The 15,939-nt window shown below is 69.0% G+C and carries 15 protein-coding genes; 7 read left to right on the forward strand and 8 right to left on the reverse strand.

What is annotated here, in order from left to right:
• Positions 1 to 45 precede the first annotated feature (45 nt).
• Positions 46 to 588 (forward strand): YaeQ family protein, encoded by a 543-nt coding sequence (locus tag LMJ29_RS18300; RefSeq protein WP_229606954.1) that lies wholly within the window; start codon positions 46 to 48, stop codon positions 586 to 588.
• A gap of 24 nt (positions 589 to 612) precedes the next feature.
• Here the strand turns inward: LMJ29_RS18300 and LMJ29_RS18305 are convergent, their stop codons facing one another.
• The 4 genes from LMJ29_RS18305 to LMJ29_RS18320 all read right to left on the reverse strand — a co-directional run bounded on the left by LMJ29_RS18305 (position 613) and on the right by LMJ29_RS18320 (position 4,379).
• Positions 613 to 1,839: an NRAMP family divalent metal transporter gene (locus LMJ29_RS18305; protein ID WP_229606955.1), complete on the reverse strand. Its 1,227-nt coding sequence runs from the start codon at positions 1,837 to 1,839 to the stop codon at positions 613 to 615.
• 139 nt (positions 1,840 to 1,978) lie between these two features.
• The gene (locus LMJ29_RS18310) at positions 1,979 to 2,935 is read right to left on the reverse strand and encodes a 5-oxoprolinase subunit C family protein (RefSeq protein ID WP_229606956.1); all 957 of its coding nucleotides are present in this window, start codon (positions 2,933 to 2,935) and stop codon (positions 1,979 to 1,981) included.
• Positions 2,932 to 3,633: a 5-oxoprolinase subunit B family protein gene (locus LMJ29_RS18315; RefSeq protein WP_229606957.1), complete on the reverse strand. Its 702-nt coding sequence runs from the start codon at positions 3,631 to 3,633 to the stop codon at positions 2,932 to 2,934. The genes LMJ29_RS18310 and LMJ29_RS18315 overlap by 4 nt, the downstream gene beginning before the upstream one ends.
• Positions 3,630 to 4,379, reverse strand: coding sequence for a 5-oxoprolinase subunit PxpA (locus LMJ29_RS18320; RefSeq protein WP_229606958.1), 750 nt, complete (start codon positions 4,377 to 4,379; stop codon positions 3,630 to 3,632). Before LMJ29_RS18320 ends, LMJ29_RS18315 begins: the two co-directional genes overlap by 4 nt.
• 179 nt (positions 4,380 to 4,558) lie before the next feature.
• Between LMJ29_RS18320 and LMJ29_RS18325 the strand changes: the two genes are divergently transcribed.
• Together LMJ29_RS18325 and recJ are read left to right on the forward strand one after the other, a co-directional pair.
• Positions 4,559 to 5,086: a winged helix DNA-binding protein gene (locus LMJ29_RS18325; RefSeq protein ID WP_229606959.1), complete on the forward strand. Its 528-nt coding sequence runs from the start codon at positions 4,559 to 4,561 to the stop codon at positions 5,084 to 5,086.
• A gap of 38 nt (positions 5,087 to 5,124) precedes the next feature.
• The gene (gene recJ, locus LMJ29_RS18330; protein WP_229606960.1) at positions 5,125 to 6,840 is read left to right on the forward strand and encodes a single-stranded-DNA-specific exonuclease RecJ; all 1,716 of its coding nucleotides are present in this window, start codon (positions 5,125 to 5,127) and stop codon (positions 6,838 to 6,840) included.
• A 36-nt stretch (positions 6,841 to 6,876) separates the two neighbouring features.
• On the opposite strand, the gene LMJ29_RS18335 is transcribed toward recJ, so the two are convergent.
• From LMJ29_RS18335 to ydcS, 3 genes are all read right to left on the reverse strand, one after another.
• Positions 6,877 to 7,353: an ester cyclase gene (locus tag LMJ29_RS18335; protein ID WP_229606961.1), complete on the reverse strand. Its 477-nt coding sequence runs from the start codon at positions 7,351 to 7,353 to the stop codon at positions 6,877 to 6,879.
• 159 nt (positions 7,354 to 7,512) lie between these two features.
• Positions 7,513 to 8,937 carry a gamma-aminobutyraldehyde dehydrogenase gene (locus LMJ29_RS18340; RefSeq protein WP_229606962.1) on the reverse strand — a complete coding sequence of 475 codons (1,425 nt, stop codon included), beginning with the start codon at positions 8,935 to 8,937 and terminating at the stop codon, positions 7,513 to 7,515.
• Between the two features lie 400 nt (positions 8,938 to 9,337).
• Positions 9,338 to 10,489 (reverse strand): putative ABC transporter substrate-binding protein YdcS, encoded by a 1,152-nt coding sequence (gene ydcS, locus LMJ29_RS18345; protein ID WP_229606963.1) that lies wholly within the window; start codon positions 10,487 to 10,489, stop codon positions 9,338 to 9,340.
• Positions 10,490 to 10,886: 397 nt separating this feature from the next.
• Here ydcS and LMJ29_RS18350 point away from each other — a divergent pair, with 397 nt between their 5' ends.
• Complete coding sequence (locus LMJ29_RS18350) at positions 10,887 to 11,993, forward strand: NADH:flavin oxidoreductase/NADH oxidase (RefSeq protein WP_229606964.1); 1,107 nt, start codon at positions 10,887 to 10,889, stop codon at positions 11,991 to 11,993.
• A 94-nt stretch (positions 11,994 to 12,087) separates the two neighbouring features.
• Positions 12,088 to 12,801, forward strand: a complete 714-nt coding sequence (locus LMJ29_RS18355) for a tellurite resistance TerB family protein (protein WP_229606965.1) — start codon at positions 12,088 to 12,090, stop codon at positions 12,799 to 12,801.
• Positions 12,802 to 12,806: 5 nt separating this feature from the next.
• On the opposite strand, the gene LMJ29_RS18360 is transcribed toward LMJ29_RS18355, so the two are convergent.
• On the reverse strand, positions 12,807 to 13,703 hold the full coding sequence (locus LMJ29_RS18360) for a LysR family transcriptional regulator (RefSeq protein WP_229606966.1): 897 nt from the start codon (positions 13,701 to 13,703) through the stop codon (positions 12,807 to 12,809).
• Between the two features lie 163 nt (positions 13,704 to 13,866).
• Here LMJ29_RS18360 and LMJ29_RS18365 point away from each other — a divergent pair, with 163 nt between their 5' ends.
• On the forward strand, positions 13,867 to 14,979 hold the full coding sequence (locus tag LMJ29_RS18365) for an S-(hydroxymethyl)glutathione dehydrogenase/class III alcohol dehydrogenase (protein WP_229606967.1): 1,113 nt from the start codon (positions 13,867 to 13,869) through the stop codon (positions 14,977 to 14,979).
• A gap of 83 nt (positions 14,980 to 15,062) precedes the next feature.
• Positions 15,063 to 15,908: an S-formylglutathione hydrolase gene (gene fghA / locus LMJ29_RS18370; protein WP_229606968.1), complete on the forward strand. Its 846-nt coding sequence runs from the start codon at positions 15,063 to 15,065 to the stop codon at positions 15,906 to 15,908.
• Positions 15,909 to 15,939 lie beyond the last annotated feature (31 nt).

A 15,939-nucleotide genomic window follows, 5' to 3' on the forward strand; every position in this document is an offset into this window, starting at 1 on the left:
TTTCGGTTACACTGCCGACCTTTTCCATTCCAGCCGGAAAGCCTCATGGCCCTGCAGTCCACCCCCTACAAAGTCGAACTCAACCTCACCGACCTCGATCGCGGTGTCTACGAGAACCTGCGTTTCACCGTCGCCAAGCATCCCTCGGAAACCGAGGAGCGCCTGGCCGTGCGTCTCTTGGCCTACGCGCTGTGGTACGACGAGCAGGTCGCCTTCGGTCGCGGCCTGTCCGACGTGGACGAGCCGGCGCTGTGGGAGAAGAGCCTCGACGACCGCGTGCTGCACTGGATCGAGGTCGGCCAGCCGGATGCCGAGCGCATGACCTGGTGCTCGCGGCGCGCCGAGCGGGTCAGCGTGCTGACCTACGGCAACCTGCGCGTCTGGCAGGACAAGGTGGTGAGCGCGGTGAAGACGCTGAAGAACCTCAACATCGCCGCGCTGCCCCAGGAGCCGCTGGCCGAGCTGGCCCGCGACCTGCCGCGCTCGCTCTCCTGGAGCGTGATGATCAGCGAGGGCACCCTGTTCGTCACCGACGAGCGCGGCCAGCACGAGCTGCCCGTCGAGTGGCTGCTCGGCGAGCGCGGCTGAGCCACGCCCGCCTGGAGTTCGGTTTCAGCTGAACCAGAACTGCAGCAGCGACTGGAACGACATCGCCACGCCGACCACGGTGGCCAGCATCGCCACCACGCCGAACACCAGCATCCAGCGCGGGTGCTGGTAGTGGCTGCCGACGATGCGCTGCTGATGCGCCGCCCACAGCACGCAGCCGAGCGCCAGCGGCAGGACCAGGGCGTTCAGTGCGCCGGCCACCACCAGCACCTGCACCGGTTTGCCAATCAGGCAGTAGATCAGCGTCGAGCAAACGATGAAGGCCACCACCCAGCGCTGGCTGTGGTTGCGCACGCTGCTGTGCAGCGAGTACAGGAAGCTGACACTGGTGTAGGCGGCGCCGATCACCGAGGTCAGCGCCGCGGCCAGCAGCACCAGGCCAAAGGCCTTGTAGCCGAACGCGCCGAGGGCGTGGGCGAATACCGAGGAGGCCGGGTTACCCGGATCGAGCTTGAGGCCCTGGCTGACCACGCCGAGGGTGGCTAGGAACAGGCAGATGCGCACGGCGCCGGTGGTCAGGATGCCGGTCACCGCGGCGCGGGTCACCACGCCGACGTTCTCCACGCCGGTGATGCCGGCCTCCACCAGGCGATGGCCGCCGGCGAAGGAGATGTAGCCGCCGACGGTGCCGCCCACCAGGGTGATGATCGGCAGCATCAGGATCAGCGGGTCGTCCGGAGCGAAGGTGTGGCTCAGTGCCGCGGCCACCGGCGGATTGGCGGCGAACACCGCGTAGCCGACCATCACCAGCATCAGCAGGCCGAGCAGCTGGCTCACCGCGTCCATCACCCGGCTGGCGTTGCGCACCAAAAAGATCGCAATGCATGCCACGGCCGAGATCAGCGAGCCGACCAGCGGCGAGACGCCGAAGATCACGTTGAGCGCCAGGCCGGCGCCGGCGATGTTGCCGATGTTGAAGGCGATGCCGCCGAGGGCGATGAAGGCAGTGAGCAGATGGCCGAGGCCGGGCAGTACCCGGTTGGCGACGTCCTGGCCGCGCATGTTGGACACGCTGATCACTCGCCAGATGTTGAGCTGGGCGCCGATGTCGATCAGCAGCGAGATGAGGATCGCGAAGGCGAAGCTGGCCAGGTATTTCTCGGTGAACAGCGAGGTCTGGGTGAGGAACGCCGGGCCGATCGCCGAGGTCGCCATCAGGAAGATGGCGCCGCGCAGTACGCTGCGTTGCGAGGCTTGGGGGACGCTGGAGCAGACTTGGGTGGGCTGCATTTTTCTTTACCTTTAATAGTTCTTGTTGGTCTGAGGGCAGGTGGTTCAGGGCCTTCGGGTTGTGATCCCTGCATCCAGTGCCACGGCGTCCCGGCCGTGGGCGTTTCTCTTCGAGTCGATTGTCCTCCTTCCGGGCGACTCAGGCGGTTCGCCTGGCCTGCTCGGTGGACGTTTCATGGCCGTGCTGCCAGAGCGCCAGCAATTGCCGCTGCTGGCGCTGGGCGGCTTCCAGACCGACCGGGCTCAGGCGCAGGACGCTGCCCGGCGGGCACTGCGCCAGGCGTGCCACCGCCAGCGGGGTGAGCGCGCCGAGGCGCGGGTAGCCGCCGATGGTTTGACGGTCGTTGAGCAGCACGATGGGCTGGCCGTCGGCCGGCACCTGGATGGCGCCCAGCGGGATGCCTTCCGACACCATGTCGCGGCTCCGGCACTCCAGGCGCGGGCCGAGCAGGCGCACGCCCATGCGGTCGGCACGGTTGTCCACCGTCCAGTCGCTGTTGAAGGCATCGAACAGGCTCTGTCCGGCGAAGTCGCCGATCTGCGCGCCGAGCACCACCGCCAGCGGTGCACGGCTGTCCAACGCCGGGATCCGCTCGGCCGGCACTTCGCGCGGTGCCGGCGAGGTGCCGCGCCAGCTCAGGCGCTCGCCCTCGGCCAATGGCCGGCCGTCGCGATGCAGGCCGCCGAGACCTTCGCGGACCACCGTAGCGCAGCTGCCCATCACCGCAGGCGCCTGGAAGCCGCCCGGCGCGGCCAGGTAGGCGCGCAGGCCGAGGCGCGCCTGGTTGAGGCTCAGGCGCTGGCCTTTGCGGATGACGAAGCTGCGCCACGGGGCGAGCGGCGTGTCGTCGAGGTGCGCGTCGAGGTCGGCGCCGCACAGGGCCAGACAGACGTCCTGCTCGGCGACCAGGCTGAAGCCGCCGAGGGTGATCTCGATCACCGCGGCGTCCGGCGCATTGCCCAGCAGCCAGTTGGCCCAGCGCTGGGAAATCCAGTCGGCGCCTCCGCCCTGGCCGACGCCGAGGTGGCGCACGCCGAAGCGTCCGGCGTCCTGCAGGGTGGCCAGCAGGCCATGGCGTTCGATCACAAGGCTCATGGCTGCACCTCGAAGGGGCTGGCGTCGCCGCCCAGGCGGATGAATTCGGCTCTGTCGACCGGCTCGAAGCGCACCCGGTCACCCGGCTGCAGCAGGCTGCGGCCCTGTTCGCGATCGAACAGCGGGATGGGCATGCGGCCGATCAGGTTCCAGCCACCCGGGGAGACGGAGGGATACACGGCGGTCTGGCGGTCGGCGATGCCGAGGCTGCCGGCGGGTACGCGCTGGCGCGGGGTGGCCAGGCGCGGCGAGGCCAGTTGCGGCTCGACCAGACCCATGAAGGCGAAGCCGGGAGCGAAACCGAGGGCGAACACCTGGTACTCGCGGCCGCTGTGGCGCTCGATCACCCCGGCGATGCCCAGGCCGCTACGCTCGGCGAGCCGCGTCAGCTCCGGGCCGACGCTGGCGTCGTACCACACCGGCAGACGGTGCAGGGTGCCGCTGCCGGCGCTGGCCGGCTCGAGGTTGCGCAGGGCCTGCTGGATCAGCGCGCGCGCCTGGCCGTCGTCCAGTTGCTCGAGGTCGTAGTGCAGCATCAGGGTGGTGTAGGAGGGCACCAGGTCGACCAGCGCCGCGCCGAAGGTCTCGCGCAGGCGCTGCGTGGCGGCCAGCAGCCAGGGCATGTGCGCCTCGTCGATGGCGTCGAACAGGCGCAGCATCAGGCAGTCGATGGCGACGGGCTCGATGCGCAGGTTCATGCCGGCAGCCCGTCCAGTGCATCGCGGATGCGCCGCACCGCCGCCACCGAGCTGGCGTTGTCGCCGTGCACGCACAGGCTGTCGGCGCGCAGGACCAGGACGCTGCCGTCGCTGGCGGTCAGCGGCTGGCCGCTGGCCAGCGCCAGCGCCTGGGCGATCACCTGCTCGCTGTCGTGGTGCACCGCACCGGGCTGGCTGCGCGCGACCAGGAAACCGGCGCCATCGTAGGCGCGGTCGGCGAAGGTCTCGAACCACAGCCGGACGCCCTGTTCGGCAGCCAGTGCCTCGGCGGCGCTGTTGTCGCGCACCGACATCAGCATCAGCGGCAGGGAGGGATCGTAGAGACGCACCGCGCGCAGCACCGCGCGCAGCAGCTCGGGCTTGCGCATCATGTCGTTGTACAGCGCGCCGTGCGGCTTGACGTAGCTGACCCGGGTGCCCTCGGCGCGGCAGATGCCGTCCAGCGCGCCGATCTGGTAGAGCAGCATGTCCTCGACCTCCTGCGCGCTGCAGGCCATCGAGCGGCGGCCGAAGCCGACCAGGTCGGGGTAGGCGGGGTGGGCGCCGATGCGCACCTCGTGCCGCACCGCCAGGGCCACGGTGCGGCGCATGATCGAGGGATCGGCGGCGTGGAAACCGCAGGCGATGTTGGCGCAGTCGATATGCGGCATGACCTCGGCGTCGAGGCCCATGGTCCAGGCGCCGAAGCTTTCGCCGATATCGCAGTTGAGGAGCGGGCGACTCATGGCTGGGTTCCCTTGGTTGTTATTGGCGGGATAGGGAGGGCGATTGAACGTCCTGGGTAAAACAATGATAAAACGTTGATAAAACGTCAACATAAATTTGCTATGCGCCCGTGCTGCAGATGAACGGCGCATTCCTGTTATTCTTGCCTGCCCCAATCGCCTCCCCGATGGAATGCCCGATGGCTGATCTACCCACCCCCCGGTCGCCGCGCTCGCCCATAGTGGCCTCCGCCCACCTGGCGGCGCAGTCGCAGGAGCTGTCCGAGTTCGAGTTCGGCCTGATCATCGCCGGCCATGCCTTCATGCGCTGGATGGAGCGGTGCATGAGGGCTGCGGGTGGCGCCGAGCTCAACGCCCTCGACGTGATGGTGCTGCACAACCTGACCAGCCGCGACCGTGCCAAGCGCCAGGCGGACCTGTGCCTGCTGCTGAACATCGAGGACACCCACACGGTGACCTATGCGCTGAAGAAGCTGATCAAGCTCGGCCTGGTGGAAGGCGAGAAGCAGGGCAAGGAGATGTTCTACCGCACCACCGAACAGGGCCGGTCGCTGTGCCTGGAGTACGCGGAGATCCGCGGCGAATGCCTGATATCCTCCTTCGAGAGCCTGAAGATCGACCCCGCCGAGCTGCATCGCCTGGCCGGACTGCTGCGGACCCTGTCCGGGGTCTACGACCAGGCCGCCCGCGCCGCCACCTCGCTGTGATCCGTCCGTCCCCCGTCGAGTCCCGAACCCAATTCCCGATGCGCATCGTCCCCCGCCCCCTGCCGTCCGTGCTGCCCGATCTCGGCGACCTGCCGCCCCTGCTGACTCGCCTGTACGCCGCCCGTGGCGTGCAGTCCGCCGCCGAGCTCGACAAGGCGCTGGCGCGGTTGATTCCCTACCGCGAGCTGAAGGGCATCGACGCCGCGGTGGAGCTGCTGGTGACGGCGCTGGAGAGCCGCCAGCGCATCCTCATCGTCGGCGACTTCGACGCCGACGGCGCCACCGCCAGCAGTGTCGGCGTGCTGGCGCTGCGGATGCTCGGCGCCGCCCAGGTCGACTACCTGGTGCCCAACCGCTTCGAGTACGGCTACGGCCTGACCCCGGAGATCGTCGCGGTGGCGCTGGAAAAACAGCCGCAGCTGCTGGTCACCGTGGACAACGGCATATCCAGCATCGACGGCGTGGCGGCGGCCAAGGCGGCGGGCCTCGCGGTGCTGGTCACCGACCATCACCTGCCCGGCCCCGAGCTGCCGGCGGCCGACGCCATCGTCAACCCCAACCAGCCGGGCTGCAGCTTCCCGAGCAAGGCGCTGGCCGGCGTCGGGGTGATCTTCTACGTGCTGCTGGCCCTGCGCGCGCGGCTGCGCGAGCTGGACTGGTTCGCCCGCCGCGGGATCGCCGAGCCCAACCTCGCCGAACTGCTCGATCTGGTGGCCCTCGGCAGCGTCGCCGACGTGGTGCCGCTGGACGCCAACAACCGCATCCTGGTCCACCAGGGCCTGGCGCGCATCCGCGCCGGGCGGGCTCGTCCGGGCCTGCGCGCGCTGCTCGAGGTGGCCGGCCGCGACCATCGGCGCATCACCTCCACCGATCTCGGCTTCATCCTCGGCCCGCGCCTGAACGCCGCCGGCCGTCTGGACGACATGAGCTTGGGGATAGAGTGCCTGCTCTGCGAGGACGAGACGCTGGCCCGCGACATGGCCCAGCAGCTCGATCAGCTCAACCACGACCGCAAGGCCATCGAGCAGGGCATGCAGCGCGAGGCGCTGGCCCAGCTCAAGGAGCTCAAGGTCGAGGAGCTGCCGTTCGGCCTGTGTCTGTTCGACGCCGACTGGCACCAGGGGGTGATCGGCATCCTCGCCTCGCGCCTCAAGGAGCGCTACCACCGGCCGACCATCGCCTTCGCCGATGCCGGCGACGGCGTGCTCAAGGGCTCGGCGCGCTCGATCCCCGGTTTCCACATCCGCGACGCGCTGGATGCGGTGGCGGCGCGCCATCCCGGCCTGATCGCCAAGTTCGGCGGCCACGCCATGGCCGCCGGCCTGTCGCTGCCGGCGGAGAATTTCCCGGCCTTCGCCGCCGCCTTCGATGCCGAGGTGCGCCGCCAGCTGGTCGAGGACGACCTGGCCGGCCGCCTGCTCACCGACGGCGCGCTGGCCGCCGAGGAGTTCCGCCTCGACCTCGCCCAGTCGCTGCGCCACGCCGGCCCCTGGGGCCAGCACTTCCCCGAGCCGCTGTTCCACGGCGTGTTCGAGATCGTCCAGCAGCGCATCGTCGGCGAGCGCCACCTCAAGCTGGTGCTGAAGACCGAGTGCGGGCGCAGCCAGCTGGACGCCATCGCCTTCAACGTCGACCGCGAGCGCTGGCCCAACCCCAACGTGCGCTGGGTCGAGGCGGCCTACAGGCTGGACGTCAACGAATACCGCGGCCAGGAGAGCGTGCAGCTGATGGTCGCCCACCTCGAGCCGCGCTGAAGCAGGCGCCGCCGGCCGGGGGCGGCGGCGGGCGGCTTACCAGCCGAGCTGCTTGTTGAAGCCCAGGGCGTCGTAGTAGTCGCCCTGGTAGACGATCTTGCCATCCTTGACGCGCACGAAGCTGACCCCCTGGAACTTCAGCGGCTTGCCAGTGGCCGGGGTTTCCGCATTCCAGGCGCCGGTGTTGGTACCGGCGAACTCCCATTGGAAGGCGATGCCGTCGGGACTGACGATGGGGGCGCTGGTCATTTTCCAGGTCAGGTCCGGCACGGCATTGACGAACACCTTGATCACCTTGTCGCGGGCGGCGGCACGGCCTTCCTGCGGGGTGCCGACGGTGGCGTCGAAGTACACCGCGTCCTCGGCGAGGAAGCTGGCGGCCTTGTCGACGTCGTGGGCATTCCACGCCGCCATGTAGCCGTCGACGATCGCCTTGGCGTCGTCCGCCGCCTGCGTCAGGCCGGCGACGGCACAAAGCAGGATGAAGCTGAAATTACGCAAGGTATTACGCATGGCGTGTGCTCCTGGTGGGGGCAGCGTGGGTTACATCCTGTAGGGGCGATTTCAATCGCCAAACGGACTGCAGGCCCGCCCTTGGGATCGTCAGGGACAGCTGCGCTGCCCGTGGCGAATGAATTCGCCCCTACAACAACGTGCTAAGCGGCGCTCGGATCAATGCTTGATCATCACGTGGCGGATGGCGGTGTAGTCCTCCAGGCCGTACATGGACAGGTCCTTGCCGTAACCGGAAAGCTTCATGCCGCCGTGGGGCATTTCGCTGACCAGGGTGAAGTGGGTATTGACCCAGGTGCAGCCGTACTGCAGGCGCGCGGACAGGCGATGGGCGCGGCCGACGTCGCGGGTCCACACCGAGGAGGCCAGGCCGTAGCCGGAGTCGTTGGCCCAGGCCAGCGCCTGCGCCTCGTCGTCGAAGCGGGTGACCGAGACCACCGGACCGAACACTTCGCGGCAGACGATCTCGTCCTCCTGGCGGGCGCCGGCCAGCACCGTGGGCAGGAAGAAGAAGCCGGCGCCGCCGGCCGGCTTGCCGCCGGTGACCACGTCAATGTGCGGCTGCGCGCTGGCACGCTCGACGAAGCCGGCTACCCGTTCGCGGTGCAGGTCGGTGATCAGCGGGCCGAGCTCGGTGGCCGGATCGTCCTGCAGGCCGTGCTTGATCGAGCCGACGGCGGCGGCCAGCTTGGCAACGAACTTCTCGTAGATGCCCTTCTGCGCGTAGATGCGGCAGGCGGCGGTGCAGTCCTGCCCGGCGTTGTAGAAGCCGAACACGCGGATGCCCTCCACGGCGGCGTCGATGTCGGCGTCGTCGAAGATCAGCACCGGCGCCTTGCCGCCCAGCTCCATGTGCATGCGTTTCACGCTGGCCGCGGTGCTGGCGATGATCTTCGCGCCGGTGGGAATGGAGCCGGTCAGCGACACCATGCGCACCTTGGCGTGGTTGACCAGCGTCTCGCCGACGCTGGCGCCGCGGCCGAACACGATGTTGACCACCCCGGCGGGGAAGAGGGCGGCGATCAGCTCGCCCAGGCGCAGGGCGGTCAGCGGGGTCTGCTCGGAGGTCTTGAGCACCACGCAGTTGCCGGCGGCCAGCGCCGGGGCGAGCTTCCAGGCGGCCATCATCAGCGGGTAGTTCCAGGGCGCGATGGAGGCGACCACACCGATCGGGTCGCGGCGGATCATCGAGGTATGGCCGGGCAGGTACTCGCCGGCGGCGGAGCCCTGCAGGCAGCGGCTGGCGCCGGCGAAGAAGCGGAACACGTCGGCGATGGCCGGCAGCTCGTCGTTGCGCACGGCGGCGTAGGGCTTGCCGCAGTTCTGCGACTCCAGGCGGGCCAGTTCGTCGGCATGGGCGTCGATGGCGTCGGCCAGCGCCAGCAGCAGGGCCGCGCGGTCCCTAGGCGGGGTCTGCGCCCAGCCGTCGAAGGCGGCGTCGGCGGCGCGCACGGCGGCGTCGATCTGCTCGGCGCTGGCCTCGGGTATCTGCACCAGCGCCGCGCCGAGCGAGGGATTGAGCACGGGCTGGGCCGTCCCCAGACCGGCGACCAGTTCGCCATTGATCAACAGTTTGGTCTGCATGACGAGTCCTCCTTTGGAATTCTCGTGGATGTTGTCCGTGCCGGCGGCCCTGGCCGGTCCGCCGAAAAAGTCACGGGCCGCTGCCGGCCACCGTTTCGCTGTCCCGACTCGGGTAAACGGCGCCGAGGCGCGGCCGTATCACCAGCATGGCCGCCCCTGGCGCTCCGGCACGTCGCGCGGTCGCGCCCGTAGGTCGAGCCGCCCGATCGGCAGGGACCGTTGCTGGCCGGCGGGGATGGGGCGCGACGATGGCGTCGGGCGACAGGACGAAGGCCTGCGCGCCGTCCTGGCGGCCGCCCAGGGGCCGGGCGTCCGGACAGAAGGCCAGTGGCCTTGCGGCCACTGGCCGAGCATTGCCCAGGCACCGATCAGGCCTGCGCCGCAGCCGCCAGGCCGGCGTTCAGCGGCCGCCCATGATGGCGATGTAGTCCTGGGTCCAGCGGCTGTAGGGCACGTACTTGCCGCCCTCGGCCTGCGGGGTCTTCCAGAAGGCGATCTTGTCGAAGTTGTCGAAGCCGTTGGTCTTGCAGCCTTCGTCGGTCAGCAGGGCGTTGCCCGTGCACGCCGCCGGTACCGCCGGCACCGAGCCGAACCAGGCGGCCAGGTCGCCCTGCAGCTTGGGCTCCAGCGACCAGTTCATCCAGGCGTAGGCACAGTTGGGGTGCTTGGCCTCGGCGTGCAGCATGGTGGTGTCGGCCCAGCCGGTGGCCCCTTCGCTCGGCACCACCGAGGCGATCGGCTGCTTCTCGCCCTGCAGGGCGTTGACCTGGTACTTCCAGGAGCTGGAGGCGACCACCCCCTCGTTCTTGAAGTCGGACATCTGCACGGTGGCGTCATGCCAGTAGCGGTGCGCCAGGGCGTGCTGGCGGCGCAGTAGCTCGAGGGTGGCGGCGTACTGTGCCTCGGTGAGCAGGTAGGGGTCCTGGATGCCCAATTCCGGCCGGGTGGCCTTCAGGTAGAGCGCCGCGTCGGCGATGTAGATCGGCCCGTCGTAGGCCTGGATGCGCCCCTTGTTGGACTTGCCGTCGGGCAGGGTCATCTCCTCGAACACCACCTTCCAGCTGGTCGGCGGCTGCTTGAACACGTTGGTGTTGTACATCAGCACGTTCGGGCCCCACTGATAGGGCGTGCCGTAGTGCTGGCCGTCGACCACATGCCAGGCGCCGTTCTTCAGGCGCTCGTCGACGTTCTTCCAGTTGGGGATCAGCGCCAGGTTGACCGGTTGCACGCGCTTGCCATGGATCAGGCGCAGCGAGGCGTCGCCCGAGGCGGTGACCAGGTCGTAGCCGCCCTTGGTCATCAGGCTGACCATCTCGTCGGAGGTCGCCGCGGTCTTGACGTTGACCTTGCAGCCGCTGGCCTTCTCGAAGCCGGTCACCCAGTCGTAGTTCTTGTCGGTGTCGCCGCGCTCGATGTAGCCGGGCCAGGCGATGATGTCGAGCTGGCCTTCGTTCTTACCCAGGGCCTTGAGCGGCTCCGCCGCCTGGACGACGCCGGCGGCCAGCAGGGCGGCGCTGAGCGCGCCGAGCAATGCGGTTTTACGCGTGGACATCATGGTTCCCTCTTGTTGTTTCGTTGTGGTCGGGGCGGTGAATGTCGGGACAGCGGTGGCCGGCGGTCAGGGCAGCTTTCCATGACGGGCCATGCGGTGGCGCACCACGCGATGGGCCTGCAGCGCATCGCGGGGCGGGGAGATGAACACCGCCCGGGCGCGGGAGGTGGCGCCGGTCTGGGGGACGGCGATGAAACAGCGAATCGGGCGCAGGGTCGGCATGGTGGCGTGGCCGGGCAGCGACGATGGGTTGAGTATGGTTTGTGGAATGCCGGGGCGATGGTTCTTTTTTATCGAAGGCCGGGCCGCAGGTTGGGAGCCATCCGCGGTGGGCCTTGATTCTCTGCGCCGGTGGTGCCATATCCGCTGGATAACGGACTACCTGTGGAGCCCCGCCATGATCCAGCTGTTCCAGCCGCTGACCCTGCGGCAACTGACCCTGCCCAATCGCATCGTGGTGTCGCCGATGTGCCAGTACAGTGCCCGCGACGGCCTGGCCAACGACTGGCACCTGGTCCACCTGGGCAGCCGCGCCACCGGCGGCGCCGGGCTGATCCTCGTCGAGGCCACCGGGGTCACCCCGGAGGGGCGCATCAGCCCGCATTGCCTGGGATTGTGGGACGACGCGCAGATCGAGCCGCTGCGGCGCATCACCCGCTTCATCGACAGCCAGGGCTCGGTGGCCGGCATCCAGCTGGCGCACGCCGGGCGCAAGGCCGGTACCTGGCGGCCGTGGGAGGGCAAGGCCGGCTCGGTGCCGCTGGAGCAGGGCGGCTGGACGCCGCTGGCGCCGTCGGCGCTGGCCTTCGATACCAACCATCACGTCCCGCAGGCCCTGACCCGCGAGCAGATCGCCGCGCTGGTGCAGGATTTCGCCCGCGCCGCCGAACGCGCGCTCAAGGCCGGCTTCAAGGTGGTCGAGGTGCACGCCGCCCACGGCTACCTGCTGCACCAGTTCCTCTCGCCGCTGAGCAACCAGCGCGACGACGAGTACGGCGGCAGCTTCGCCAACCGTACCCGCCTGCTGCTGGAGGTGGTCGACGCGGTGCGCGCGGTGTGGCCGGCCGAACTGCCGCTGTTGGTGCGCCTGTCGGCTACCGACTGGCTGGACGGCGGCTGGCACGAGCGGGACACCGTCGAGCTGAGCGCACTGCTCAAGGAGCACGGCGTCGACCTGATCGACGTCTCCTCCGGCGGCCTGGCGCCCAACGCGCAGATCCCGGTGGGTCCGGGCTATCAGTCGCGCTTCGCCGAGCGGGTGCGCCACGAGGCCGGCATCCCCACCGGCGCGGTCGGCCTGATCACCGAACCGGCGCAGGCCGAGCACGTGCTGCGCAGCGAGCAGGCCGATCTGGTGCTGATGGCCCGCGAGCTGCTGCGCGATCCCTATTGGCCGTTGCACGCCGCCGAGGCGCTCGGCCATCGCCTGCCGTGGCCGCCGCAGTACGTGCGCGCCGCGCAGCGCGACACGCCGATCCGCGAGCTGGGCGAGGATCTCGACTGAGGCCGTCATATCCGCTTGCAGTTTTGTGCCGCCGCCGGGCGTTGCCCCGGCGAGCTGCCCGGCATAATCGACTGATCTTCACAGGAGGATGACCATGGACACTCGCAGTCTGCTCGACCAGTTGCTCAAGGCCGCGCCTGATTTGCTGGGCAAGTCGGGTTCGGCTCGCCCGGAGGGGCGGCAGGCCGCTGGCAAGGGTGGTGACACGCGTGGCGGCCTCGACAGCCTGCTCTCCGGCGCAGCCAGCAGTACCTTCGCCGCGGGCGCCCTCAGCCTGCTGCTGGGCAGCAAGAAGACGCGCAAGTACGGTGGCAAGGCGCTGACCTACGGTGGTCTGGCGGCCCTCGGGGTGATGGCCTACAAGGCCTACAGCAACTGGCAGCAACAGCAGGGCAGCGCGGCTCAGCCCGCCGGTGCCGCCCCGCAGACCATCGACCGGCTGCCGCCGCAGCAGGCTGAGCAGCACAGCCATGCGATCCTGCGCGCGCTGATCGCGGCGGCCAAGGCCGATGGCCATATCGACGAGCGCGAGCGCCAGCTGATCGACGCCGAGGTGGCCAAGCTCAGTCAGGATCCGCAGCTGTTGCAGTGGATCGACAACGAACTGCACCAGCCGCTGGATCCGGTGGCGGTGGCGCGCGCCGCGCAGACCCCGGAGATGGCGGCGGAGATGTATCTGGCCAGCCTGCTGGTGGTGGATGAGCAGAGCTTCATGGAGCGCGCCTACCTGGACGAACTGGCCCGCCAGTTGCGTCTCGATCCCGCCTTGCGTGCCGAACTGGAGCGTCAGGTGCAGCAGACGCCGTAGGTCGCTCAGCCGGCGCTGCGGTACTCCGGCAATTCGCCCAGCCGTTGCCGGAGGAAGTCCACCAGCTGGCGCACCTTGGGCGACAGGTTGCGCTGCGGCGGATGCAGCGCCCACACCGCAGTGTTCGGCGGGCGGTGCTGTTCCAGCAGGGAGACCAGCGCGCCGCTTTTCAGGTGCTCCCGCACGTAGTAGTCGGGCAGCTGGCACAGGCCGAAGCCGCGCAGCGCCGCGTCGAGCACCGCTACGCCGCTGTTGCAGCGCCAGTTGCCCTGCACCCGCAGCTGGGTTTCCCCGCCGTTCTCGGCGAAGCTCCACAGATCGCTGCTGCCGACCAGGCAGTTGTGGCGACCCAGCTCGGCCAGGCTCTGCGGTGCCCCGGCGCGCTCGAGGTAGGCCGGCGCCGCGCACAGGTACATCTCGCGCGGTGCCAGACGGGTGGCGACCAGCCGGGCTTCGCTGAGGCGGCCGAGGCGGATGGCGAGGTCGAGACCCTCGTGGAGCAGGTCGAGGGGACGGTTGGTCAGCTGGATGTCGACGCTCAGCTGGGGATGCAGACTCATGAACTCGTTGACCAGCGGCACCACGAAGCGCTCGCCATAGGCCACCGCGCAGGTCATGCGCAGCAGGCCCTTGGGCTCGGCGGACAGGTCGCTGACGGCGCGCCAGGCCTCGTCGCGGGCATCGATCAGGTTGCGGCAGTGCTGCAGGAAGGTCTGCCCGGCCTCGGTCAGGCTGACCTTGCGGGTGCTGCGGTAGAGCAGGCGACTCTGCAGGCACTCCTCGAGGCGGGCGATCTGCCGGCTGACGTGCGAGGAGGACACGCCGAGACGCTCGGCGGCGGCGGTGAACTGGCCGCATTCGGCCACGGCGACAAACTCGTCCAGGCCTTCCCAGCGATTCATGGCAACTCCTTGGGTGTAGGGAGGGATTATCCCTGTACGGCAATAATATTTTGCCTGAACGCCGATTACTCGCCATTCTGAGGTGATCTACACTTTTCGCTATTCTGGGCGCAGTGGCGGTTCGCCGCTGCGCCGTTTCCGTCAGCGTTCCAAGGAGTTGCGCATGATCAAGTCGCGTGCCGCCGTAGCCTTCGCCCCCAACCAGCCGCTGCAGATCGTCGAGGTGGACGTGGCGCCGCCGCAGAAGGGCGAGGTGCTGGTGCGCATCGTCGCCACCGGCGTCTGCCACACCGATGCCTATACCCTGTCGGGGCAGGACAGCGAGGGCGTGTTCCCCTGCATCCTCGGCCACGAGGGCGGCGGTATCGTCGAGGCGGTGGGCGAGGGCGTCACCTCCCTGCAGGTCGGCGACCATGTGATCCCGCTGTACACCGCCGAGTGCGGCCAGTGCAAGTTCTGCAAGTCCGGCAAGACCAACCTGTGCAGCTCGGTGCGCGCCACCCAGGGCAAGGGTCTGATGCCCGACGGGACTAGCCGCTTCTCCTACAACGGCGAGCCGGTCTACCACTACATGGGCTGCTCGACCTTCTCCGAGTACACCGTGCTGCCGGAAGTCTCCTTGGCCAAGATCCCCAATGAGGCGCCGCTGGAGAAGGTCTGCCTGCTCGGCTGCGGCGTGACCACCGGCATCGGCGCGGTGCTCAACACCGCCAAGGTGGAGGAGGGCGCCACCGTGGCGATCTTCGGCCTGGGCGGCATCGGCCTGGCGGCGATCATCGGCGCCAAGATGGCCAAGGCCAGCCGCATCATCGGCATCGACATCAATCCGGCCAAGGAAGCCGTGGCCCGCGAGCTCGGTCTCACCGACTTCGTCAATCCGAAGGACCATGACAAGCCGATCCAGAACGTCATCGTCGAGATGACCGACGGCGGCGTGGACTACAGTTTCGAGTGCATCGGCAACGTGCAGCTGATGCGCGCGGCGCTGGAGTGCTGCCACAAGGGCTGGGGGGAGTCGACCATCATCGGCGTGGCCCCGGCCGGCGCCGAGATCAGCACCCGGCCGTTCCAGCTGGTCACCGGCCGCGTCTGGCGCGGCAGCGCCTTCGGCGGCGTGAAGGGCCGCAGCGAGCTGCCGAGCTACGTGGCGAAAGCGCAGAGCGGCGAAATCCCCCTGGACACCTTCATCACCCACACCATGGGGCTGGAGGACATCAACCAGGCGTTCGACCTGATGCACGAGGGCAAGAGCATCCGCACCGTCATCCACTTCTGAGTGGGACGGCGCCTGCCTCTCGATGACCGCGCCCACGCCATTGCGTGGGCGTTCCGTTTCAGGACTCCGCTAAGGAACCGCCCATGACCCTCGAACTGCTCTCCAGCCAGAAAAGCTTCGGCGGCTGGCACAACCGTTACCGCCACCGTTCTTCCACCCTCGCCTGCGACATGGTGTTCGCCGTCTACCTGCCGCCGCAGGCGGGGCAGGGCGCGAAACTGCCGGTGCTCTACTGGCTGAGCGGTCTGACCTGCACCGACGAGAACTTCATGCAGAAGGCCGGTGCCCAGCGCCTGGCCGCCGAGCTGGGCTTGGTCATCGTGGCGCCGGACACCAGTCCGCGTGGTGCGGACGTGCCCGGCGATCCGGATGGCGCCTGGGATTTCGGCCTGGGTGCCGGTTTCTACCTGAACGCCACCGAGCAGCCCTGGGCGCAGCACTACCAGATGCACGACTATGTGGTGCACGAGCTGCCGGCGCTGGTCGAGGCGAATTTCCCGGTCAGCGACAAGCGCGGCATCAGCGGCCATTCCATGGGCGGCCACGGCGCACTGGTCTGCGCCCTGCGCAATCCCGGGCGCTATCTGTCGCTGTCGGCCTTCGCGCCGATCGGCAATCCGAGCAACTGCCCGTGGGGCGAGAAGGCCCTCTCGCGTTTCCTCGGCGACGACCGCGATGCCTGGCGCGAGTGGGACGCCTGCGCGCTGCTGATCGCGGCCAGCGAGCGTCTGCCGATCCTGGTCGACCAGGGCGAGGCCGACAGTTTCCTGAACAGCCAGCTCAAGCCCGAGGTGTTGCGTGCCACCGCCGAGGCGGCCGGTCATCCGCTGACCCTGCGCCTGCAGCCGGACTACGACCACAGCTACTACTTCATCGCCAGCTTCATCGACGATCACCTGCGCCATCATGCGGCGGCGCTGACCGGTTGAGTGCCTTCACGGGCGGGACTCGCCCCTAGGG

It is taken from the genome of Pseudomonas oryzagri (genome assembly GCF_020831405.1).
In the GTDB taxonomy this organism is placed as follows: domain Bacteria; phylum Pseudomonadota; class Gammaproteobacteria; order Pseudomonadales; family Pseudomonadaceae; genus Geopseudomonas; species Geopseudomonas oryzagri.